The sequence below is a fragment of the Celeribacter neptunius genome (genome assembly GCF_900113955.1).
GTDB lineage: Bacteria > Pseudomonadota > Alphaproteobacteria > Rhodobacterales > Rhodobacteraceae > Celeribacter > Celeribacter neptunius.
In genome coordinates this window covers 1-23,713 of record NZ_FORH01000006.1, presented here as the reverse complement: position 1 = coordinate 23,713, position 23,713 = coordinate 1, and the positions used below count along the sequence as shown (strand labels likewise).

19 protein-coding genes and 1 pseudogene are annotated in these 23,713 nt (G+C 62.1%); 10 read left to right on the top strand and 10 right to left on the bottom strand.

From position 1 onward, the window contains the following. Positions 1-37 precede the first annotated feature (37 nt). Positions 38-994 carry a helix-turn-helix domain-containing protein gene (locus BM151_RS14590; RefSeq protein WP_177213164.1) on the bottom strand — a complete coding sequence of 319 codons (957 nt, stop codon included), beginning with the start codon at positions 992-994 and terminating at the stop codon, positions 38-40. 169 nt (positions 995-1,163) lie between these two features. Here BM151_RS14590 and BM151_RS14585 point away from each other — a divergent pair, with 169 nt between their 5' ends. The 7 genes from BM151_RS14585 (at position 1,164) to BM151_RS14555 (ending at position 8,934) form a co-directional block, all read left to right on the top strand. Continuing rightward, positions 1,164-2,570 (top strand): aldehyde dehydrogenase family protein, encoded by a 1,407-nt coding sequence (locus BM151_RS14585; RefSeq protein WP_245781223.1) that lies wholly within the window; start codon positions 1,164-1,166, stop codon positions 2,568-2,570. A gap of 10 nt (positions 2,571-2,580) precedes the next feature. Beyond that, positions 2,581-4,185, top strand: coding sequence for a GMC family oxidoreductase (locus BM151_RS14580; protein WP_090061482.1), 1,605 nt, complete (start codon positions 2,581-2,583; stop codon positions 4,183-4,185). 30 nt (positions 4,186-4,215) lie between these two features. Next, complete coding sequence (locus tag BM151_RS14575) at positions 4,216-5,466, top strand: ABC transporter substrate-binding protein (protein ID WP_090061481.1); 1,251 nt, start codon at positions 4,216-4,218, stop codon at positions 5,464-5,466. Between the two features lie 196 nt (positions 5,467-5,662). Beyond that, complete coding sequence (locus BM151_RS14570) at positions 5,663-6,532, top strand: branched-chain amino acid ABC transporter permease (protein WP_218151376.1); 870 nt, start codon at positions 5,663-5,665, stop codon at positions 6,530-6,532. Beyond that, on the top strand, positions 6,532-7,521 hold the full coding sequence (locus BM151_RS14565) for a branched-chain amino acid ABC transporter permease (protein ID WP_090061479.1): 990 nt from the start codon (positions 6,532-6,534) through the stop codon (positions 7,519-7,521). Before BM151_RS14570 ends, BM151_RS14565 begins: the two co-directional genes overlap by 1 nt. Next, on the top strand, positions 7,518-8,243 hold the full coding sequence (locus tag BM151_RS14560; protein WP_090061478.1) for an ABC transporter ATP-binding protein: 726 nt from the start codon (positions 7,518-7,520) through the stop codon (positions 8,241-8,243). The genes BM151_RS14565 and BM151_RS14560 overlap by 4 nt, the downstream gene beginning before the upstream one ends. Then, positions 8,236-8,934 carry an ABC transporter ATP-binding protein gene (locus BM151_RS14555; RefSeq protein WP_090061477.1) on the top strand — a complete coding sequence of 233 codons (699 nt, stop codon included), beginning with the start codon at positions 8,236-8,238 and terminating at the stop codon, positions 8,932-8,934. Before BM151_RS14560 ends, BM151_RS14555 begins: the two co-directional genes overlap by 8 nt. Positions 8,935-9,071: 137 nt before the next feature. Here the strand turns inward: BM151_RS14555 and hpbA are convergent, their stop codons facing one another. Then, complete coding sequence (hpbA, locus tag BM151_RS14550) at positions 9,072-11,108, bottom strand: N-methyl-L-proline N-demethylase HpbA (RefSeq protein WP_090061476.1); 2,037 nt, start codon at positions 11,106-11,108, stop codon at positions 9,072-9,074. 288 nt (positions 11,109-11,396) lie between these two features. On the opposite strand from hpbA, the gene BM151_RS14545 reads away from it, so the two are divergent. Next, on the top strand, positions 11,397-12,053 hold the full coding sequence (locus BM151_RS14545) for a TetR/AcrR family transcriptional regulator (protein WP_090061475.1): 657 nt from the start codon (positions 11,397-11,399) through the stop codon (positions 12,051-12,053). A gap of 865 nt (positions 12,054-12,918) precedes the next feature. Here BM151_RS14545 and BM151_RS14540 read toward each other — a convergent pair. The 7 genes and pseudogenes from BM151_RS14540 to BM151_RS14510 all read right to left on the bottom strand — a co-directional run. Beyond that, positions 12,919-13,113 (bottom strand): annotated as a pseudogene (locus BM151_RS14540) (integrase core domain-containing protein); the annotation flags it as partial. A gap of 519 nt (positions 13,114-13,632) precedes the next feature. Next, the gene (locus BM151_RS14535; protein WP_090061474.1) at positions 13,633-14,463 is read right to left on the bottom strand and encodes a sulfurtransferase; all 831 of its coding nucleotides are present in this window, start codon (positions 14,461-14,463) and stop codon (positions 13,633-13,635) included. After that, a complete protein-coding gene (locus BM151_RS14530; protein WP_090061473.1) occupies positions 14,460-15,851 on the bottom strand; it encodes an FAD-binding oxidoreductase in 1,392 nt (463 codons plus the stop codon). The genes BM151_RS14535 and BM151_RS14530 overlap by 4 nt, the downstream gene beginning before the upstream one ends. A gap of 1 nt (position 15,852) precedes the next feature. After that, entirely contained in the window at positions 15,853-17,364 is a 1,512-nt protein-coding gene (locus BM151_RS14525) for a tripartite tricarboxylate transporter permease (protein ID WP_245781222.1), read from the bottom strand. After that, positions 17,361-17,831 carry a tripartite tricarboxylate transporter TctB family protein gene (locus BM151_RS14520; RefSeq protein WP_090061471.1) on the bottom strand — a complete coding sequence of 157 codons (471 nt, stop codon included), beginning with the start codon at positions 17,829-17,831 and terminating at the stop codon, positions 17,361-17,363. Before BM151_RS14520 ends, BM151_RS14525 begins: the two co-directional genes overlap by 4 nt. Before the next feature lie 29 nt (positions 17,832-17,860). Continuing rightward, positions 17,861-18,604, bottom strand: coding sequence for an enoyl-CoA hydratase/isomerase family protein (locus BM151_RS14515; RefSeq protein ID WP_090061470.1), 744 nt, complete (start codon positions 18,602-18,604; stop codon positions 17,861-17,863). Positions 18,605-18,686: 82 nt separating this feature from the next. Continuing rightward, entirely contained in the window at positions 18,687-19,640 is a 954-nt protein-coding gene (locus BM151_RS14510) for a Bug family tripartite tricarboxylate transporter substrate binding protein (protein WP_090061469.1), read from the bottom strand. Positions 19,641-19,814: 174 nt separating this feature from the next. Here BM151_RS14510 and BM151_RS14505 point away from each other — a divergent pair, with 174 nt between their 5' ends. Both BM151_RS14505 and BM151_RS14500 read left to right on the top strand, forming a co-directional pair. Then, positions 19,815-20,585, top strand: a complete 771-nt coding sequence (locus BM151_RS14505) for an IclR family transcriptional regulator (RefSeq protein ID WP_090061468.1) — start codon at positions 19,815-19,817, stop codon at positions 20,583-20,585. Continuing rightward, positions 20,582-21,343: an IclR family transcriptional regulator gene (locus tag BM151_RS14500; RefSeq protein ID WP_090061467.1), complete on the top strand. Its 762-nt coding sequence runs from the start codon at positions 20,582-20,584 to the stop codon at positions 21,341-21,343. Before BM151_RS14505 ends, BM151_RS14500 begins: the two co-directional genes overlap by 4 nt. Before the next feature lie 9 nt (positions 21,344-21,352). Here the strand turns inward: BM151_RS14500 and BM151_RS14495 are convergent, their stop codons facing one another. Then, the gene (locus BM151_RS14495) at positions 21,353-23,458 is read right to left on the bottom strand and encodes an acetate--CoA ligase family protein (RefSeq protein WP_177213163.1); all 2,106 of its coding nucleotides are present in this window, start codon (positions 23,456-23,458) and stop codon (positions 21,353-21,355) included. Positions 23,459-23,713: the final 255 nt, after the last annotated feature.

Genomic DNA, 23,713 nt, shown 5'->3' with positions numbered 1-23,713 from the left:
GCGTTTTTTGTGGGCGCTTCTGTTTGCCTGTTCTCGTTCAGAAGGCCTGCAAAATATCCAGCTTCAAAAACTCTTTCGGCGTCTGACCAAAGGCCTGCCGGAAACAGCGGTTGAAATAGGACAGATCGGAAAACCCTGCCTCATAGGCAATCGAGGCGATCAGGTCATCGCGCCGTCCCGCCTTGCGATCCTCAAGCCCGCGCCGGGTGTGTTCCAGCCGTTTCAGCATCAGATATTTCGTCGGCGTCGTGCCGATCGAGGCAAAGCCGCGCTGAATCTGGCGCACGGACATGCACAGATCGTCGGCCATGAGCTGCACCGACATTTCCGGGTTGCGGTAATGCGTGTCGATATAGGCCTGCGCCGCGGTGAGCGCATGCGAACTGCCAAGATCCGAGTCGATCCCCGCAAAATCCTCGCGCCCCGAGCGTTCATGCAGCATCGCCCCCAACAGCCCCATCACCGCCTCACGCAGGTAATGATTGGTCGGATTGTTGGCCTCTGTCGTGCTGAACACTTTCGCCAAAACACCATAGAGCGCCATATTCGTCGGATCGTGTCGCGGCAGGCTCAGCCCGCCCTGCAACAGATCATAGCCGAATCGCGAATGCAGTTCGGCACGCGGCAGGTGCAGCGAGAGCTGGCGGTTGAAATGGCCGAAAAAGGTGAATTCCGAGGGCGCGGCACTGTCGATCAGAACCATGTCCCCCGGCGACATCATCACCGACACATCGGCCTGGCTCATCAGCGCCTTGCCCTCTTCCTGAACGATCAGGAAATAATGCTCGCCGCTTTCCTGTTTCACGGATTTCTGTGTGCGCACAACCTGTTGCACATCCATCGCGATGCGTGCCATCTCGATGCCCGCCCGCGTGTCCAACAGCGCGCCACCGCGCATATTGACCCGCTCCTTGCCGGGACGCACGTCGAACTGACCGCAGACCGACCGCAGGTCCGCGACAAAGGCGTCAACCGAGGTTTCGGGATATTTCACAGGGGGTAACATGGACAGAGCATGCCGCGGCACCATTTAATTTACAAGTTAATTAATACGTCAATGCGACATTTCGCTGTCGCACCCCGCAAGGTTTGATGTCGCCAGAGTCCAAGACCCACCGCCTGTGTCGCAGCATTGTTACAGGTGAAATATGGGAGGAGAGACTATGCTGGAACTCGGCATGACCATCGACGGACAAAGCGTCCTCGGTTCCAAAACCTTTGATGTATTCAACCCCGCGACGGGCGAATTGGTGGGCCGCGCGCCCAATGCGACGCTGGACGACCTGAACCGCGCCGTCGCCGCCGCAAAGGCCGCCTTTCCCGCCTGGGCCGCGCTGCCCGACGCCGAACGTCAGGCGCGCTGTGCGGCGCTCGTGAAAGCGATCGAGGCCAATGCGGACGAAATCGCCCACACGTTGACACTCGAACAGGGCAAGCCTTTGAACGGCATGGGCTCGCGCTTCGAACTTGGCGGCGCCATGGCCTGGACCGGCCACACCGCCAGCCTCGAGCTGCCGGTGAAAGTGCTTCAGGACAATAACGAAGGCCGGGTCGAGCTGCACCGCAAGGCCATCGGCGTCGTCGGCTCCATCACGCCGTGGAACTGGCCCGTCATGATCGCGATCTGGCACATCGTGCCGGCGCTGCGTGCGGGCAACACCGTGGTGATCAAACCCTCGCCCTTCACACCGCTCTCCACGCTTCAGGTCGTCGCCGCGATGGCCGCGACGCTTCCGGCGGGGGTTCTGAACGTCGTGACCTCGGACGACACGCTGGACAACATCGGCGCCGCCATGTCGTCCCATCCTGATATTGGCAAGATCGTCTTCACCGGCTCCTGCGCCACCGGCGCGCGGGTGATGAAATCCGCAGCCGACACGATGAAACGCCTGACGCTCGAACTGGGCGGCAATGACGCGGGCATCGTCCTACCCGATTGCGACCCCGAAGAGATCGCCGAAAAGCTGTTCTGGGGCGCCTTCATCAACAACGGCCAGACCTGTGCCGCGATGAAGCGTCTCTATGTGCATGACGACATCCACGACGCCGTCTGTGACGCCCTCGTCGCCTATGCGCGCACGGTCAAGATGGGCAACGGTCTCGATGAGGCCAGCGTTCTGGGCCCCATCGCCAACAAGATGCAATTCGACAAGGTCAGCGAGCTGGTCGCCGATGCGGTCCAGAGCGGCAATGTCCTTTTGGGCGGCGCCCCCGACGAAGGCCTGTTCTTCCCGATCACGCTCGTCTCCGACCTGCCGGACGACGCGCCGCTCATTCATGAAGAACAATTCGGCCCCGCCCTACCGATCATCCGCTTCACCGACGTGGAAGAGGCGATCAAGGCCGCCAACGCCAGCGAAAACGGTCTCGGCGGTTCGATCTGGTCGAAAGACATCGAGAAAGCCAAGGCGCTGGCGCTCCGGCTCGAATGCGGGACGGCGTGGATCAACAGCCACGGCGGTCTCAACCCGGTTGCCCCCTTCGGTGGCGCCAAAATGTCCGGGATCGGCCGGGAGTTCGGCGAAGAGGGTCTCTTCGAGAACACCGAGATCCAGGTCCTTCATATCTAAGGGGAAGAACATGTCTCAGGAATTCGATTACATCGTCGTCGGCGGTGGGTCTTCGGGCTGTGTCATGGCCTCGCGCCTCTCGGAAGACAGCAGCAAACGCGTCCTTCTGATCGAGAGCGGCCATCGCGACAGCCACCCCTATATCCACATCCCCTCGACCTTTTTCAAAGTCATCGACAAGGGCCGCGACATCGTTCCCTACGTGGGCGAGCGCGACGAGAGCGTGAACGGGCGCGAATCCGTGGTGCTTCAGGGCCATGTCATCGGTGGCGGCTCGTCGGTGAACGCGATGATCTACATTCGCGGCCATGCCAACGACTACAACCAATGGGCGCAATTGGGCAACAAGGGCTGGTCCTACGAGGACGTGTTGCCGGCGTTTCGCGACGTCGAGAACAACATGGTGTTCTCCGACACCTTCCACGGCACCGACGGTGAGCTGCGCGTCTCGGAAGCGCCGCACAAACACCCGCTGTCGCGCGCCTTCATCCGCGCGGGTCAGGAGGCTGGCCTGCCCTACAACCCGGATTTCAACGGCGCCGAGCAAGAGGGCGTCGGTTTTTATCAGTCCACCACCCACAATGGCCGCCGCTGGTCCTCCGCGCAGGCCTTTCTGCGCAAGGCGGAAAAGCGCAAGAACCTGACGATCATGACGCAGACCCGCGTCGGCAAGATCCTGTTCGAAGGCAAACGCGCCACCGGCGTCACGCTCGAAGACGGGCGCAAAATGACCGCGAAGGGCGAAATCATCCTCTGTGCCGGTGCCATCGAGACCCCGCGTCTGATGCAACTGTCTGGCGTTGGCCCCGCCGAGCATCTGCGCGAACACGGGATCGAGGTCGTGGCCGATCTGCCGGGTGTCGGTTCGAACTATCAGGACCATATGGAAAGCACGGTGCAGGGCGAAACCTATGAGCCGATCTCGCTTTACCGCGAGGACAAGGGTCTCAAGGCCGTGCGTCACATGCTGCGCTATCTGTTGACCCACACCGGGCTCGTGGCCTCCAACGTGGTGGAATGCGGCGGGTTCGCCGATGTCTCCGGCGCGGGCCAGCCGGACGTCCAATTCCACTGCATCCCCTTCATGGCGGGTTGGGTCGACCGTGACCCGATCGAGGCGCATGGTTTTCAGATCGCCCCCTGTTTCCTGCGTCCGAAATCGCGCGGCTCCGTGCGGCTGCGCTCGTCTGACCCGAAGGACAAGGCGCTCTTCGATGCGGCGACCTTCCGCGACAGTGACGATCTCGAGGTGCTGACCCGCGGCGTGCTCAAGGCCATCGACATCATGAATGCGCCTGCGATGCAGAAATTCATCAAACGTCGTGCCCTCCCCGTTGAGGGTCTGGAAAACGACATGGATGCGCTGCGCGACTACGTGCGCCAGACCTGCAAGACCGTGTTCCACCCCAGCGGCACCGCCAAGATGGGTATGGAAAGCGACAAGATGTCGGTCGTCGACAACGAACTTCGGGTGCGCGGTCTGGAGGGGCTGCGCGTGGCCGATGCGTCCGTGATGCCGACGCTCGTATCCGGCAACACCAATGCGCCGGTGATCATGATCGCGGAACGCTGTTCGCGCTTCATCACCGGCAAGGAGAGTGTTGCGGCCACCTGAGGCCGCAACGTTAATTAGGGAGGAAAGACAATGATCAAGACACTCAAGACCGCAGGCACCGCGATGGGCCTGATCTTTGCAGCCGGTGCGGCCTTTGCCGCCCCGAGCTGTGGCGCCAACACGGGCGAGGCCGCGACCGGCACGCCGATCAAGGTGGGTGGCATCCACGGCAACGCGGCACCGGGGGACTTTTCGTCCTCGACCACCGCGGCGGGCGCCTATTTCGACTGTGTGAACGCCAATGGCGGCATCAACGGTCGCCCGATTGAGTACCTCGTGGAAAACGACCAGTGGAACCCGGAACTGGCCTCGCAAGCCGCCTCCAAGCTTCTGGTGGACGAAGAGGTCGTGGCCATGGTCGGCAATGGGTCCTTCGTGGAAATGTCCGTGAACGCCGGGCTTTACAAAGAGCAGAATGTCATGACGATGGCCTCCGCCTGTGCCGCGTCTGAATGTTTCGAGAGCTCCAACATCGTCTCCACCAACCAGGGCCCGCTTCCGTCGTCCATCGGCGCAGCGATGTATATGGTCGAGGAAAAAGGCGCGCAAAACGTGTCTTGTATCGCGCTCACCATCCCGAACTCCGGCCCGTGGTCCTGTGGCGCGGCCGTCGAATACATGGAATCCAAAGGCCTCTCGGGCACCGGTGTCTACCTCAATCCGGCCTCGCCGGACGTGAACTCCGGCCTCTTGGAAGCGATCGCCTCCGGCGCCGACACGATCATCGTCAACCTGCCCGTTGGCCTCGCCGTAGCCGTGCTCAAGGCCGCCGAGGAACAGGGGCTGGGCGACGCCTACCAATGGGCCTCCTCCACGCCGCTCTATGACCGCGACGCGCCGGCGGCTCTGGGCGACTATTGGGACGGCAAGCTCTTCGTGAACACCGAAATGACGCCCTTCGACAAGGGCGGCGAGGATGCGACGAACTGGCTTGCGGTGATGGACGCTTACGGCGACGCCAAGGACCCGCGCGACAGCTTCAGCCAGGCGGGTTTCCTGTCGGCCAAGATCTTTGTCGACACGCTTCTGGGCATGGACCCCGCCGATCTCGACGACCGCGCGAAGGTGACCGACGCCATCACCGCGATCAGCGGCTATCAGAGCGATCTGGTCTGTGGCCCCTTCTACGTCGGCGACGCCGCGCGTCACATGCCGAACCACGCGGGCACCATGGTCGTTCTCAAGGACGGTGGTTTTGAGACCGTGCGGGATTGCTACGAATACGACAGCCCGTATTTCGCGCCGATCTTCGAACAGGAAGCGGCGCTCGGCCTGCGCTGATCTCCCAACGCAGACCCGCCGCGCCCCCTGGCGCCTTTACGGCCTCCGAAACAGGGGGCGCGGCATCCTTTTGAAGTCCCGCCAGAAACGGGCAGAAATCAGGGGAAAGATCATGTGGCAAGTGCTACGGACGGCTGCGTTGTGCCTCGCAGTCTGCGCAGGAACTGCGCTTTGGTTGGGGGCGGGCAAACCCGCCATGGTTCAGGGGATGTTCATCGTCTCGGGCCTCGCCGTGGGCTCGCTCTACGCGCTTGGCGGGATCGGGCTTGTGGTGCTTTACCGCGCCACCGGCGTGCTCAATCTCTCCGCAGGCGCCATCGGCATGGCCTCCGTCATGGCCGCCTGGCAATTCGCGCAATTGGGCCTCTTCGGGCCGCTAGCCTGGGCCTTGGGCCTCGCGATCGGCGTGGCTTTGGCGCTGCTTTATGGCCGTATGATCGCGCCGCAAATGGCCTGGCGCGAACCCGTGGTCAAGGCCGTCGCCTCGCTGGGCTACGCCATCGCGATCCTTGGCGTCGTGGCCTTCATCTTTCCCGATGAGCCGCGCAAGTTTTCCCTGCCGACCGACAGCATGGCCGTGATGATCGGCGGGCTGCGGGTCACGGTGACCCGTCTGATCGTGGTCGCCGCCGCCGTGCTTCTGGTGATCGGCATCACCGTCTCGCTCAACGTCACCCGCGTCGGGCTTCAGATGCGCGCGCTGGCCAACAACCGTTCGATTTCTTCACTGATCGGCATCCCGATCCTGAGGGTCGAGACCATGGCCTGGGGCCTCTCGGGTCTGTTGTTCGGCTTTACGGGCCTGATGTTCGGCGACCTGGTGCGGCTTGAGCCCTCCGTCATCACTTTCATGGTCATCCCGAGCATCGCCGCCGCGATCTGTGGCCGCCTGCAAAGCCTGCCCGACGTGCTCATGGGCGGGCTGACCATCGGGGTGATCGAAAGCCTTCTCACTTTCTCCGACACGTTCAAACAGGTGCGCCCCATCGCGCCCTTCGTGATCGCGGCGCTCGTCCTTTTGGCGATGAACCGCGGCCGCCGCCTGACCTTCGCGGGAGACGATTGATGCGTTCGACCACCAATACGATCTGGGCCGTCCTGGGCCTTGCGCTGATCCTTGTGCTGCCGGCGTTTGCGGGCGGGCAATGGGTCAAGATCTTCACCTCGACCACCACCTTTGCTCTGGCCGCCGCGGGCGCCGGGTTCCTCTACACCCGCCTCGGCATGGTCAGCCTCGTGCAGGTCGGCCTCATGGGCGTTGGCGGCTGGGTCACGCTCAGGTTGAACCACGCCTTCAACTTCCCGTTCGAGATCAACCTGATGGTTGCGGGCGCTGTCACCATGTTCCTGGGCAATCTCATCGCGCTTCCGGCATTGAGGATGCGCGGGCTCTATCTGGCGCTGATCACGCTGATGTTTGCCGCCGGTCTCGACATCGTTTTCACCGCCAAGCAATTCCCCAATGGCGCGGAAGGCTTCTGGGGCGTCGGCACCACCTTTGCCGCCGACATGCGCCGGCCTGTCGTGGCCCAAAGCGACGCCGCCTATCTGCGCTACACGATGGTTTGGCTGGTCATTGGCTTCGTGCTGATCGAGCTGCATCGCCGCATGGCGCCGGGCCGCGCCTGGGCGCTCATCCGCAAATCCGAAGCCGCCGCGCTGGCCTCCGGCGTCAATGTCACGCTCTATAAGACCTGGGCCTTTGGCCTTTCCGGCCTGCTCGCCGGTCTCGGCGGCGGTCTTTTGGCCGGAAGCCTTGGGTTGTTGGACTCCGCCACCTTCCGCGCCAGCGAAAGCGTCATGCTCTTTGCCCTCGTCATCGTCGGCGGCGCGCGGTTCTGGTACGGGGCGGTGATCGCCGCCGTGCTGTTCCGTGTCGTGCCGGGGCTGTTGAACAACTGGGGCGTCGATGCCGACCTGTCGCTGGTGATCTTTGGCGCAGCGCTTCTGCACGCTGTGATGACCGCACCGGATGGCTTGGCCGGTCAGATCAACGGCGCCATCCGCACGCTCATCCCCAGCCGCAAATCCGACAACAAAGGAGCCAAGGCATGATTTCCATTGAGAATCTCACCGTGCGCTTCGGCGGCGTCGTGGCGCTCGATCACATCGGCGCCGAGTTTTCCGCCAATGTCTCGGGCCTGATCGGGCCGAATGGCGCGGGCAAGACGACGACGATGAATGTGATCTCCGGCTTTCTCGACGCCCACAACGGCCATGTGATTGTCGAGGGCACCGATCTGGTCAAACTCGCACCGCACAAACGCGTGCAATGGGGGCTGCGCCGGTCGTTCCAAAAGGAACAGATCGCCAATGACCTGACCGTGCGCGAGAACCTGATGGCGATCACCGATCACCTGCGCGGGGCGCGGGTGGAGAAACGTGCCGACCTAGAACGCGCCGCGGAGTTTGCCGGTGTCACCGGGATTTTGGGCAAGATGGGCCGCGATCTCAACACCTTCGAGCGCCGTCTCACCGATGTCGCCCGCTGTGTCATCGGCCACCCGAAAATGATCATGTTCGACGAACCCGCTGGCGGCCTGACGCCCGAAGAGACCGAACGTCTGGGCGATCTGATCCTCGGCATTCACGATCTGACCGGCGCGAAGGTCCTTGTGATCGACCATGACGTCGAACTGATCGAACGTATCTGCGCCGAGACGCTGGTGCTGGATTTCGGCAAACGCGTGGCCTTTGGCCCGACCTCGGAGGTGCTACGCGATCCGGCGGTTCAGGCGGCCTATCTCGGTATTGACGTGGAGGAAGAGCATGCTTGAGCTTTCTGGTGTGACCATCGAAAAAGACGGCATTGCGGTGTTGAAAGACGTCTCGCTCAGCGTCGAACCCGGCAAGGTGACGGCGCTTTTGGGCGCAAACGGTGCGGGCAAATCCGAGCTGGTTCTGGGCATCGCGGGGCTTTTGCCCGTCACGGGCGGCGAGATCCGCGCCGATGGCAAGCCGATCACCGGACAGGCCCCGAACCTCATTCGCGCCGCCGGGGTCGCCGCCGTGCCGGAGGGGCATCAGGTGCTCTCGAAGCTTTCCGTCGATGACAACCTGCGCGCGGCCGCCTCGCTTTTGTCACTCTCGGAAACCAAAGAGGCGCTCGACCGCATCTATGCGCTGTTCCCCGAGTTGGCAGAGCGCAAACGCCAGATCGCGGGCACCATGTCGGGCGGCCAGCAACAGATGCTCGCCATCGGCCACGCCCTCATGGCCCGGCCGCGCTATGTCCTGATCGACGAAATGTCGCTGGGGCTCGCCCCCCTGATCGTCAAACGTCTGGTCGGCGTGGTGTCTGAACTCGCCGCCTCGGGCGTCGGCGTGTTGTTGGTGGAGCAATTCGTCGAAGTGGCGCTGCAACTGGCCTCCGACATCGTCGTCTTGCGCAAGGGTCAGGTACGTCTCGCGAGCACCGCAGAGGCGATTGCCGAGAACCGCGAGCTGATCACGGACGCCTATTTCTGACGCCCCCGCTCACAGACAATGCGCCCAGTCCCACACCGGGCGCATTTTCATGACGACCGCCTAAACTCCACCGCAGCCTACGGCAAGTTGGCAATGCCCTGAGCCCGCAACCGCTGACGCAGACAAGGGGCACTGTGTCAAAGATCTTTCACGAGGCGCAGGGCATCGTAGATCGCTGCATGTGTGTTCCGACTGGCCACCGCATCCCCGATACGGAACAGGCGGAAACGTCCCTCGGGGTTCTTCACGACAGTCTGGGCGCTCCCGACCACGAGGGCTTCGTAATCCACTTCGCCCAGATTGCTGCTCCGCGGTTTGAGATCGAAGTAAAGGTCGTCAAGCGGGCGCGTCCCATGATTGACGACCACCTGATCAACCTCGCGCGTTTGGACAAAATCGCCATAATCGCTGCCGAGCGTGGCAATCAGCGCGTTGCCGGACCGGGCCACGGATTTCAGGCGCCATGTCACGGTGAATGTCGCATTGCGGGCTTGAAGCCTGCGCATATAGGGCACGAGATTCATTGCCATGACTTCCGGCGCAAAGCTGCGGTCCGGGGTCACGATTTCGACCGTTGCGCCAGCTTCGGACAGAAGATCCGCCGCCTGAAGTCCGGCGTGATCGCCAGCATCATCATAGACCAGAACATTTTGACCCGGCTTCACATCCCCGGCCAGGATATCCCAGGCAGAGGCGACAAGATCGTTCCCCTCTGACAACACTTCGATATGTGGCAGGCCTCCGGTCGCTATGATCACCTCGTCCGGGTTGGTGGCGAGCACGTCATCGACATCGGCAAACGTGTTGAATTCGAACACGACACCGAGCTTTTCACACTGTGTCATCCGCCAGTCGATGATGGAAATCATCTCGCGGCGCCGCTCCTGCAAGCTGGTCAAAAGGATCTGACCACCCGGCTTGTCTGCCGCTTCGAACACCGTGACATGATGGCCCCGCTCCGCCGCAACACGCGCCGCCTCAAGGCCAGCCGGCCCCGCCCCCACGATGGTGACGCGCTTTTTCTCGGTCGCCTCGGGAATGCTGTGGGGCATGGTCTCTTCGCGACCGGTTGCCGCGTTGTGAATGCAGAACGCCAAGCCCCCCTGATAGATACGGTCGAGACAGTAGTTCGCGCCGACGCAGGGGCGAATGTCGTCCTCGCGCTTCTCGGCGATCTTGCGCACGATATGCGGGTCCGTCATGTGCGCCCGCGTCATGCCGATCATATCCACCTTGCCCTCGGCAATCGCGTAGCGCGCTGTTGCCACATCCGGGATCTTGGCCGCGTGGAAAGTCGGAAACTCCGTCGCCTTCCTGATCTCGCCGGCAAAGTCGAGGTGCGGCGCGTTCTTCATCCCCTGAATCGGGATGACATCCGTAAGCCCGGCATCCGTATCGATGTGACCGCGCACGACATTGAGGAAGTCCACCAGCCCGCTGTTTTTAAGACGGTGCGAAATTTCAACCCCTTCGGTCGCGTCGAAACCACCCGGAATTTGTTCGTCTCCGGTGTAACGCACCCCCAAAAGGAAATCTTCACCACAGCGGCGGCGGATTTCTTCGAGCACGTCGAAGGTAAAGCGCAAACGGTTGTCGAGCGACCCGCCATAAGGCCCATCGAGGTCATTGGTCAGCGGCGACCAGAATTGATCCATCAGGTGGCCATAGGCCTGAATTTCGACCCCGTCGAGACCGGCGGCTTTCATGCGCTCGGCGGCATCGGCGTAATCCTCGATGATCCGCGCAATGTCCCAGTCTTCCATTTTTTTCGGGAAGGCTTTGTGAGACGCCTCGCGCTCGTGGCCGGGAGACACAACAGGAAGCCAGTCGGCCTTGTCCCAACGGGTGCGGCGGCCGAGGTGGGTCAGCTGGATCATCACCGCACAGCCTTCGTCATGACAGGCCTCGGTGAGTTTTTTCATATGGCCGACGACTTCGTCTTTCCATGCCAGGATATTGTTGAACACCGGCGGACTGTCGCGTGCGACAGAGGCCGACCCAGCCGTCATGGTGAGGGCGACCCCGGCTTTTGCACGTTCGAGATGGTACTCGAGATACCGCCCCTTCGGCATCCCGTCCTCGGGATAGGCCGGCTCATGGCTCGTTATCATGATACGGTTTTTCAGTGTCAGATGTTTGAGTTGGTACGGTTGCAAAAGCGGATCGTTCGACATGACGGGTGCCTCTTCCTCTGGTGCCTTGTTGAGCCATTTGAGACACTATTTTCACAATGTACACATATGTCAATAATAAGTTCACATATGTATTCAAGCGAATGTCCTTCAAAGAAATGAAGCCGCGATCATTCGAAATTCTCTTATAATTTCAAATTGTTGATGATAAAAATATGCTACTGAATGATCTGGCCTCCGTGTCCGGATAAAAGACCCAAAATCTTATGGACATAGCTGCACATTTTATGAACACTCACGTCATATTTGCAGCGACCCAATGAGGCTTAGATGCGCAAAGACACAGATTCAGAGCGCGCTTTGCGCGGCTCGCCGGAAATTTGGCTGGATGCAGCCTATGAGGCCCTGATCGAGACGGGCGTCGATTCGGTCAAAATCATGCCCCTTGCCACAACGCTCAATCTCTCGCGGACCAGCTTTTACTGGTTCTTCAAGAACCGGGACGAATTGCTTGCGGCCCTTCTCGGCAGATGGGAAACGACCACAACGCATCACCTTGTGGCAGCCACGACCGAATACGCCGCGACGGAAACGGAGGCGATGCTGAACGTCATTTCCACCTTTCTCTCCGACAGCGACTTCGACACGAAACTGGAACTCGCGATCCGAAACTGGGCGCAGCAGGACCCCCACGTCCAGAACCGCCTTCTGAAAGCGGATCAGGAAAGACTGAATGCGCTGCGCGACATGTTGGAAAGATGGGGGCACGAGCCGCAGGACGCCGATGTCCGGGCACGGACCATTTACCTTGTACAACTCGGCTACATTTCCACCCAGGTTCAGGAAGACATAACAGATCGTCTTGAACGCTTCCCGCAGTATGTCGAAATCTACACGGGAAAACGCCCCCCCATACATGAGATGGAGCGCTTCAAGGCCCGCATCGGCTACACCGCTCCCCCAGGGGGAAGTACTCCAGTCACCTGACAGTGGATGCCCAATCCATGATCTCGTCCGGCCCGGAATAGAACGCCGAGCGGCTGAGCCGTACCAACCGACATTGTCGGCTAATGGACAAGCGTGGGCACAGGCGCCGCAAGATCGGCAAAGAGATACCGCATCACCCCGCGAAATCCTTCGAGCGCGGCAGGTGCGATCGGCATGCCGGGAGCATCCGTTCCGGTTGGGACGATTGTCCCATGCCCTACACCTTTAAGGGCGATCTTTGCGACGTTGGCACGGAAGTCCCGATGGACCCAGCGCGAGCGCGGCCCCTTCGCCGATGACGCGATCCATGCGAACCCGGGTCACACTGCGGGTCGAGAGCATGATCGTCAGGAAGTTGTCATCAGCCAGATCGATTTCATGGACCTGTAGGCGCCACGACGGCTCGCCGTTTCGTCCCAATGTTTTGCTTCATACGACAACATGGTTTCGCAGACACTCAACCTAACACTGTGAAGAGGAGTAACATGCTTTCCCCAGTTGTCGCGCCTTTTGGCAGGATTGGGTTAGGCTTCACTGTTACGTGCCTGCGATAGCGGCGCAAACAGTCTTTGCGGGAAGACTTTTTGCACATAGCCTGAAACCTTATACAGCAAATGCGACGCGGTTGATATGACCGCCGGCAGGTGTGTTCTTGCGGCTCCAGAATGGCCGGGTCGATCGCTCTTGGACCGAAAACAATGTGCCCATCCCGCTGATCAGGCGGCGTTGGCGTTTTTGAGGACCCAGCTCATTGCCGATCTGGGGATGGCAATGGTGGGCTTGACTTTGGCCTCAGCGGCAGGCTTGCGAGTCTGCTGTGCTACCGGAAGTGTCCCCGCTTGGGGCTAAATTTTCCGCCCTTTGATCACGCAGACGGGCTGGATGCGTCTGGCAATTTCATCAGCGCAGCTGGGACGTTGTTCCCAATTGCGCTGTGCGGTCTTTCTTCGTTGTAGTCTCTACGCCAAGCCTCCAACTTTTCGGCTGTATCTTCAAGGCCCATGAACCAATGAGCGTTCAGGCATTCGGATCGAAGTTTGCTGTTGAACGCCTCGATGTAGTCTACCGCAACCAAAGTGCTACATTTGAGTTCAGCCCAACTCAGATGCCCCGGTCCCTTCCACTTGCTCGCGGAAAAGGTCACAGATCGACGATTGGCAGCGAAGGGCCTCGCGAGAGGTTCCTGGGCGCATTATACATAACTCTAATTTTTGACCAGTCATTTCGACCCTGTTAAATCACACGTCCAACCAGATTGAGAAGCCTATGTTCGAAGTCGCGACAGATCTCAATCGGCCTCCCGTCCCTGAGCGAGTCAAAGACGTAAGGCGCTCCGGTGAAGCCGAATTCTGTAACGCGATTTTCAAGAAGCATGATGAGTGCAGCCCAAGCTTTCCTGCGCTCAAAGAGATGGCTCACTGAGACCGGATATTTGAGATGTCGGGTCGCGATACTGAGCCGCTTGAAGCTCGGGAAATACCGGCTCTCGATCTGATCACTGGGCCTGTTTGGGTTTCCCGCCTCGGAGCGCACCGTCTGCGCGCTAAACGCAGAGCAGACCGGGCGCTCCGGTTGCGATCTATCTGCTGGTCTGGATCGCCCCAAGGGTGTCTTGCCCCCATTCGGCCCAGGAACCATCGTAGAGCCGAGCGCCGAGCCCAAGCCGGGCCAGCCCGAGGGCAAGAACACAGGCGGTCATGCCGGAGCCACAGGTGACAATGGGCGCGCCGCCATCGACCGCGGCAAACAGCTCTTTCAGCGTCGCCACATCGGCGAAACGACCATCTTCCCCGGTCAGGGCCGGGAAAGGCAGGCAGCTGGCTCCGACCATATGGCCCGAGGACAGACCCGGACGCGGCTCCGGGGCCGTGCCGTCGAAACGCTCCTGCGAACGGGCGTCGATCACCGTCTCACCGCCGGCGGCCACCCGTTCGGCCAGCTCCGCCCCCGACAGGACCATGTGGCGCGCCAGGGTCCAATCGCGCGCGGCGACGGCAGCGTTCTGGCACGCCCCGGCCTCGACTGGATGACCGCCCTTGATCCAGAGCGGCAGACCGCCATCGAGCACATAGCATTCGTTGAGGCCGAACAGGCGCAGCGTGTACCAGACCCGCGGAGCGCTGAAATGGGTCGCGCTGCGGTCATAGACCACAACGGGCTTCGTACCGTCGATGCCGAGCTCCGCCATGGCTGCAGCGAACCTCGCCTCATCGGGCAGCATGTGCGGCAGATCGCTGGCCTGGTCGGCGATCTCATCCACCTCGAACAGACGAGCCCCGGGAATGCGGGTGGTCTCGAAATCGAGACGGCTCTGCGCCGGGTCCGGCGGCAGGTAATAGGTCGCGTCCAGCACGATCACCTGATCAAGATTCCGGGCAAGCCAGTCGGCGGTTACAAGCGGGTCACTCATTGGGCTGGGGTCTCCATCGGGGGCAGAATTTTATCGGGGTTCATCAGGTTTTCAGGATCGAGCGCGGATTTGATCCGGCGCATCAGGCTCAGCGCGGGACCGTGCTCGGCCTCCATATATTTGCGTTTGCCGAGCCCGACCCCATGCTCACCGGTGCATGTGCCGTCGCAGGACAGCGCCTGCTCGACCATGGCGGAATTGATCCGCGCCACGGTCTCGAGCTCCTCCGGCGCGGTCGGATCGACGGAAAAGACCACGTGAAAATTGCCGTCGCCGACATGTCCCATGATCGAGGCCGGGATGCCGCAGCTTTTCATCAGCCCCTTGGCATGATCGATACACTCCGGCAGCCGGGAGAGCGGCACGCAGACATCGGTGGCCCAGCCCCGGCAGCCGGGACGCTGATTGACCGTGGCAGTATAGGCACTGTGGCGGGCTTTCCAGAGCCGGTTGCGATCCTCTTCACGCTCGGCCCAACGGAAATGCGCGGCGCCATTGCCGGTCGCGATCTCTTCGAAAAACGCCACCTGCTCGGCCACCCCGGCCTCGGAGCCGTGGAATTCGACGAAGAGCGTGTCGGCCTCGGTCTCTTCCAGATGCGAATAGGCATTCACCGCGCGGATGCAGCCATCATCGAGATATTCGACGCGGGCGAGCGGGATGCCGACCTGAATCGCCTCGATCGCGGTGCGCGAGGCAGAGGCCGGATCGGAGAAGGTGCAGACAGCGGCACGGACCGCTTCCGGGCGGCCGTAGAGTTTCAGTGTGACCTCGGTGATGATGCCGAGCGTGCCCTCGGAGCCGACGAAAAGATGCGTCAGATCATAGCCGGCGGAGGATTTGCGCGCGCGGCGTGCGGTGCGGATGATCTCGCCCTCCGGGGTGACCACGGTCAGGCACAGGACATTCTCGCGCATCGTGCCATAGCGCACGGCGTTGGTGCCGGAGGCGCGGGTCGCCGCCATTCCGCCGAGCGAGGCATGCGCTCCGGGGTCGATGGGAAAGAACAGCCCGGTGTCGCGCAAATGGGTGTTGAGCTCCTCACGGTTGACGCCGGCCTGCACCGTGCAGTCGAGATCCTCGGGCCGCACGTCGAGGATCTGGTTCATGCGGTTGAGATCGACCGACAGGCCGCCCTTCACCGCCGAGGTGTTGCCTTCGAGCGAGGAGCCTGCGCCATGGGCCACGATCGCCACGCCGTTGCCGCGACAGATCCGGACGATCTCGGCCACCTCTTCGGTGCTTTCCGGCCAAGCCACCGCCTCGGGCGGCGCGGGCCGATGGTGGGCCTCGGTGCCGGCATGGTGATCGCGGTCGGCCTGTTTCTCGGAAAACCGCTCGCCCAACAGGGCGTTCAGGGCCACGCGGGCGTCATTGGGAAAGGTCATGTCAGGCCTCTTTCGAGCTGTTCTGTGGAGTTTTACGCATGAGGCGCAGAAGCGGCGGGACGATCTGGACCAAGAAGACCAGCACGATGCAGCCGAACAGAACGCCGCTGATCGGACGGGTGACGAAGGTCGAGAAGTCGCCGTCCGAGAGCATCAGCGAGCGCCGGAAATTCTCTTCCATCAACGGGCCGAGCACGAGGCCCAGCACCAGAGGTGCCGCCGGGAAGGACAGCAGTCGCAGCACATAGCCGAGCACGCCGAAACCCAGCAGCTGATAGATGTCGAAGATCGAGTAGCGGATCGAATAGGTGCCGATCACCACGAGCACGAGGATCGCCGGATAGAGCAGCCGGTACGGGATGCGCAGCATTGACACCCAGAGCCCGATCATCGGGATATTGAAGATCAGCAGGATCAGGTTGCCGAGCCAGAAACTGGCGACTAGCCCCCAGAACATTTCCGGCGTCTCGGCCAGCATCTGCGGTCCCGGCGTCACGCCATGCACGATCATCGCGCCCAGGAGCAACGCCATCACCGCATCGCCCGGCACCCCCAGAGTGAGCGTCGGGATAAAGGCGGTTTGGGCGGCGGAATTGTTCGCGGCTTCCGGACCGGCGATGCCCTCGACGATACCCTGACCGATGCGGTCGCGGTTGCGGGCGACTTTCTTTTCCGTGGCGTAGGAAAAGAACGAGGCGATGGTCGAGCCGGTGCCCGGGAGCGTGCCGAAAAATGATCCGATCGCCGAACCGCGCCAGATCGCCGGCAAACTGTCTCGCAACTCCTGTTTGCTCGGCACCATCGACCGCAGGGTCACCTTGCCCGAGGGTGCCGGACGGTTGCCCTGACCGATATTGGTGATGATCTCGCCAAGACCGAACAGGCCCATGGCGGAGGCGACGAGGCTCACCCCGTCCATCAGTTCGAACTGACCATAGACAAAACGCATGGAGCCCGAGGTAATGTCCAGCCCGACAATTCCCAGGAGCACGCCCAGCACCACCATGGCCAGGCCGCGCACGGCGGAGCCTTCGGACAGGGTGGAGGCGGCGACGAGGCCGAGCGCCATCAGCAGGAAATATTCCTGACTGCCGAATTTCAGTGCAAATTCCGCCAACACCGGGGCAAAGCCTGCCATCAGCAGAATGCCGATCGAACCGCCGATGAAACTGGCCACGGCGGAGAGGAACAGCGCCGCCCCGGCGCGGCCGTTCTTGGTCATCTCGTAGCCATCCATACAGACCACTGCCGAGGAGGCTGTCCCCGGCAGGCGCATCAGGATCGAGGCAACAGAACCGCCATATTGCGCGCCGTAATAGATGCCCGCGAGCATCACCAACGCGTCGGTCGGCGAGATGTAATAGGTCAGCGGCAGCAGCATGGAGATCGCGGCCAGCGGTCCGACCCCGGGCAGAACGCCGATGAACATGCCGATCGAGACACCGGCGAAACAGAACATCAGGGTTTCCCAGGAGAGGGCGACCTGAAAGCCAAGGAGCAGGTTATCGATCATGATGTCCCCCATGTCGGCAGCATGTTGAGTTGCAGATCCAGCGCGACCACAAAGATCAACCAGACCAGAAGGACGACGACGGCGACCAGCCCGGCCAGCTCACGCGGGCTGCGGCCACGTTCGGCCAGAGCCGAGACCACCACCAGCGCAGCGATTGCGATCGCGCCGCCGAGCAGACGATAGAGCAGACCGAACAGGATGATCCCGGCCAGCAGCATGACCACCGGGCGCATGCGGCCGAAATAGATCCGGTCCTGCGGGTTCGCCCAGGCCTCGACCGAAAGAATGATACCGAACAGGACGAACAGGCCGCCGAGGATGGCCGGAAAATAGCCCGGTCCCATCGCGCCCGGGTTCCCCAGTCGCAGCCCCGACACTTCTTTGAACGTGATACCGGCAAAAATGAACAGAAGCAGCGCACCGAGGCCTGACCTCGATGTGGATGCCGCGATCAAGCGGTCTAACATGGCGGTCTCCTCCCTACCGCGAGTTTCCGTTACCGGCCGTTGAAAACCGGTTTCTGCTTGTTGCGGAAGGCGTCGAGCGCATCCGCAGCGTCCTGGCTGTTCATGACTTTGTCGACCCGGTTGGTTACGTCGAACAGCGACTGGATCGGCGTTGTACCCACCGTCTCCAGCGACAGACGTTTGAGCATCTCGACCACCAGCGGTGCGTTCGCGGCCAGTTGCTCGGCCATGCGGCGCGCCTCCGCCACATGTTCGCCCGCAGGCACCAGCCGGTTGGCCATGCCACATTCATAGGCGCGTTGTGCCGGAAGCGGATCGCCCAGCAACATCATTTCCATCGCCACACGCATCGGTCCGCGCTTGAGCAGCGCCGTGACCGCGCCCTTGGCGACACCGATCCTGGCTTCAGGGTAGATCAGCTCCGCATCTTCGCTCAAGACCACGAAATCACACATCATCGCCAGCACCATACCGGCACCGATGGCCTTGCCGCTGATCGCCGCGATGATCGGTTTGTCGCAGTGAAAGCCGAATTCCGGCACGCCTTGCCAGAACTGCTCCGGCGGATCGGTCAGGTCGGCCCCGGCGCTGAACACCTTGTCGTCACAGGCCTTGAGGATGGCCACACGGGCCTCGCTCTCGGCAAAGCGTTGCCAGCACCGGCGCAGCTCCGCGAACATCTCTGCCGTCATGGCATTGCGTTTTGCGGGGCGGCAGATGGTGATCTCCGCGATGCCGTTTTGTTCTTCGTATTGGATATGCGCGCTGCTCATCCGTCATTCCCCGAATTTCATGATGTCAGATCTCAAAAGACGGGCCGCCCGCCATCCGACGCGCCGCCCGGTGATCTTTGCTTTAGTTGATCGAGATGCCCGCCGAGTCGCGGATCGCGGTGAACACCTCGAGATCCTTCTCGACCACCGCATCGGTGGCGGCGGCATCGCGATAGGTCGGCAGAAGCCCCATTTTCAGGACCTGATCCTGATAGGCATCGCTGGCGACCAGATCGGCCAGCGGCGCGCTCATCTTGGCGATGATCTCCGGATCGGTGCCTTCGGGGGCAAAGATGCCGAACCAGCCGGTCAGTGACAGATCATAGCCCTGCTCCTTGGCGGTGGGCACGCTGTCATAGGCCGGGTGACGCTCTTCCGAGAGTGCGGCGATGACGTTCATCTTGTCGCTGTCGATCTGACGGGTCACCGCCGGGTCGACCATGAATTCGATCTCGCCCGAGAGGATGGCGGCCACGGCGTTGTTGCTGCCCTGATAGGGGATATGCTTGGCCTCGGTGCCGGTCTCCTGCAGGAAATATGTGGCCGAGAATTGCCCCATCGAGCCGACGCCCGCCGAGCCGAACTTGGTTTTGTTGGCTTTCAGATAGCTGACGAATCCATCGAGATCGGTCATGCCGGTGCCGGCGCCCACACCGACAAAGACCACGGCGTCGGCGGTGGTCGCAACCCCGTCGAAGCTGTCGAGCGGGTCATAGGACACGTTCGGGTTGATCAGTGGCTGCACAACATTGGTGGCGTTGTTGCCGAAAAAGATCGTGTAACCGTCATTCGGCGCGCCGGCGGCCAGAGTGGCGCCGACGACACCGGCCGCACCCGGTTTGTTTTCGACCACGACCGGCTGGCCGATTGCCGCAGCGATCGCGTCCGCCGCAAGGCGCGCAAGATTGTCGGTGGTGCCGCCCGGATTGTAGGGCACGATCATGGTCACCGGCTTCGACGGCCAATCCTCGGCCATGGCTTGCCCTGCGAGCAAAGACAGCCCTACGGCCGCGAGTACGAATCTTCTGGAAATCATAGCATCTCCTCCCTGTGCTAATGTTTCGTGCGATTGCGCGGCTTAGAACGCCGCTTGTCCTCATTCTGACGCTAACATGCGGCATTTTGTTGCGCAATAATTTATTCCGTTCTATATATTAGAACAATTGCATGGGCGGCCGGGTTTTGTCATAGCTGTCCGACGGGAGGCTGAATGGACAGTACATTATTGAAAGGCTTGATGGTTCTCGAACGCGTGGTCGCCGCTGACGCCCCTGTCGGCGTCTCCGCCCTTGCCCGGGATCTCGGCTTGCCGAAGAGCAATGTGCATCGCACGCTGAGCTCGCTGCGCGAGGCTGGCTATGTCGGCTACGATGCCGATTCGAGGCACTATTACCCCTCGTTGAAATTGGCGCAGATGGGCAACCGGATCGCCGCCCGTTTCCCGTTTCAGACCGCCCTGCTGCCCCTGTTGCAACAGCTGGTCAGCGGCACTGGCGAGAGCGCGCATTTCGTCTATCTCGACGGCGAGAGCGTGATGTTTGCCTGCAATGCCCTGCCGCCGACCAGCGTCGCCTCGGTGATCCCGGACAATCTGACGCTGCGCTGGGACGATACGGCCTTTGGTGTCGCGATCGCATCGGCGCTGCCCGATCATGCCGTCAAGAGCCTATTGGGGGCGGCCAAGGTTGATCCGATGGCGCGGGCCCGGCTCGACGCCGCCCGCGCCGAAGGGGTTGCCGTCATCCGGCGCCATGACACCCGGCGGATCTTTGAGATCGCCGCCCCGGTGCGCTCCGGTTGGGACACGGTCATCGGCGCCATCGGGATCACTGGCCCGGCGATGCGCTTCTCCGAAGACCGGCTCGAGGTGTTGCAACAGGCAGTGCGCGACTTCGCAGAGCAGGCCTTCGCCGAGACCGCGCGCCTCCGCCAGGCTGACCGCAAGACGGCGCAAGAGACTGAGAAGGTAACGGGATCATGATCAAATCGGTGGAAAAGGCGCTGCGGCTGCTCGAGATCCTGTCTCAGGAAGACGGGGCCATGCGGTTGCGCGATGTGGCGGAACGGGCGGACATGACGCGCTCCAACGCCTTTCGGATGCTCCAGACCCTGCGCGACCTCGGCTATGTTCAGCAAAATGAGAGCGGATCGCATTACGAACCGACCCTGAAACTGTTCGAGATCGGCGCCCGCAAAGTGGCCTCCAACACGCTGATCGGGGCAGCGCACCCGATCCTGCAGCAATTGTCGGAAAAAGTCGACGAAAACGTCATGCTCAGCATTCGCGAAGGCCTGACCAGCCTTGTCGTGGACCGGATCGAGAGCCGGGCCTTTGTGCGGACCTTTGCCTATCTCGGCGCGCGCGCGCCGCTGCATGTGGTCTCGGGCGGCAAGGTGCTGCTGGCCTACGCGCCACAGCCACTGATCGACGAGATGCTGGGGCAGTTGACCCGGTTCACCGAGAACACGATCACCGATCCTGCCCGCATGGCCGAAGAGATCGAAACGATCCGGGCGCGCGGCTATGCCACCGCCTTTCATGAGGTCAATGAGGCGGCGCGCGGGATTTCCGTGCCGATCCGTTCCCGTCATGGCGATGTCCCGGCGGCGATCAGCATTTCCGGCCCGATGGAAGATCTCGACCAGGCCCTGATCGAGCACTACGCGGGGCTGCTCCGAGAACATGCCGCGCTGATCGAACAGGCCTGGCCGGATGGACGCCCGCATTCCCGGGCGTAATCCGTTTTCTTATGCGCCCTTGAGCGTTCCGCGCCCGTCCAACGCATAGGCGCCGGTCTCGGTGATGCGGAACGGGTTGACCTCAAAATCGACCAGACGATCGCCGAGATCCGGGCCGAGCCAGGACAGACGCGCAATCGCGTCACAGGCCGCGTCGACGGCCATCGGGGCCTGCCCGCGCGCGCCATCGAGAAGCGGCCAGATCCGCAGCGCCTCCAGCATCTCGCGCACCTCCGACGGGCTGACTGGTGCGCTGCGCTGCACCACGTCGCAGAGTAGCTCGACATGGATGCCACCGGCACCGAGCACCAGCTGCGGTCCGAACCCCGGCTCATGAGTCAGGCCGACGATCAGCTCCACACCGGGAGCGATCATCTGTTGCACGTCGATCTGCACCGGCGCGCCCGGCGCGGCGGCGGTGATGGCGGCCTCGACCTCGGCATAGGCCTGACGCAGCGCGGCTTCGTCACCGAGCCCCACTTTGACCAGGCCGAGATCGCTCTTGTGAACGACATCCGCGACGACGCCCTTGAGAACCACCGGATAGCCGCAGACCGCTGCCGCGGACAGAGCGTCTTCCACCGTTCCGGTCAGTGTGGCGCTGGGCACTGGCACGCCATAGTCCGACAGGATGGCCTTGGCCTCCGGCTCGGTGAGGAACCCCTGTCCGGCAATCTTCGGCGCCACAAGATCCGCGGGTCGCTCGGGCGCCTGCATCCGGGGCGCGGCGGCCAGCAGATTGCGGTAAAGTTCCAGCACGCGGTATAGATCATCGGTGCGGGTGAGGAAGGGAATGCCCGCGGCAAAGGCCTGATCGCGCAGCTCCGCCCCGAACCGCGACAGGTTCAGCACGAGCACGACCGGCTTGTCCTGACGCTGCCAGAGCGCGATGATGTGATCCAGAGTCTGCGGCATCATCGGCTGCGGCGTCATGACATAGACGGTCACGCCGGTCTCGGGATCTTCGTGAACCGCTTCGATTGCGCGTTCAAAAATGCCGAATTCGAGCCCCCCCTTGTGGCCGCCCAGATCCAGCGGGTTGTTGGCATGACTCGCTGGGTAATCCTGCGCCAGTCGATCGCGGGTGATCTCGGCAAAGGCGCCGGCGGGCAGATCGCGCAGCTCCATCTGGTCGGCCATGATCGCGGCACCGCCGCCCGAGGCGCAAATGATGCCGGTGCGCGGAGCCTTGGGCATCGGGTTGGCCGAGAGCACGCCCGCCGCCATGATCATCGCATCGGGATCGTCCATCAGCATGACACCGCATTCCCGGCACATGGTCTCGAAGGCGGAAAAGGATCCGGCGAGGCTGGCGGTATGCGATTGCGCCAGATGCGACCCCGCATCCGTGCGCCCGGCCTTGACCGCCAGGATCGGCTTGCCAGCCGCATGGGCCCTGGCACAAAGGTCGCGGAAACGCTCGGGCGATTTCAGCCCCTCGATATAGAGGCAGATCACCTTGGTCTTGGGATCGGCAATGAAACCTTCGAGGAAGTCGCAAAGCTCGAGATCCGCCTGATTGCCGATGCTGACCATGCCCGACAGGCCGACGCCGTGGTCATGGCTTTGCAGGAACAGCGTGCCCATCATCGCGCCCGACTGGCTGACGAAGGCGACGCCACCTTTGCGCATCTCGCCGGCGTAGCGCAGGGTCGGCGTCGAGGAGAGAGCCAGATTTGCCTGCGGCACGATCATCCCCATGCAATTCGGCCCGATCAGCCGCATGTTGTGGCTGCGCGCGATCTCCACGAGACGCTGCTCCAGCGCCGCGCCTTCCGCGCTGAATTCACCGAGCTGGGCGGTGATGATGACACAGGCGCCGATCCCGGCCGCACCACAGGCCTCAACCGTCGTCTCAAGCGCCTTGGCGGGCACCGCCACCAGCGCCAGATCCGCGGGCTCCGGAAGCTCCGCCACGGATGGGTAACAGGTCAGGCCAAGCACCGTGTCCCGCTTCGGGTTGATCGGATAGATCTGCCCCTCATAGCCATGCTCAAGAACATGGTGCAGGATGCGCCCGCCGAATTTGGCATAGTCCTCGGAGGCCCCGATCAGTGCCAGTGACTTTGGTGAAATGACGTGCTCCATCGCCATCGGTTCCGTGCGTTTCGTCATGGTCCCCTCCATGCGTTCCAAATAATGGAACATAAATTCATATTGTGATACATTTCACCCAAGTCACCCACAACTGTCAAGGCAACACGGCGCCTCAACGGCGAATGCCTGGCTCGTCACCCGCGCCGCAATCTCGGACGTGCCGCCGGATGAGTTCTACGACTTCACAACCGTTGAGCACGCTCCACATGCTTCCAGGGGGGATTTTGGGGCGCTGGTCCAGAAACGCAGAAAGCCGCCCTATGGGCGGCTATA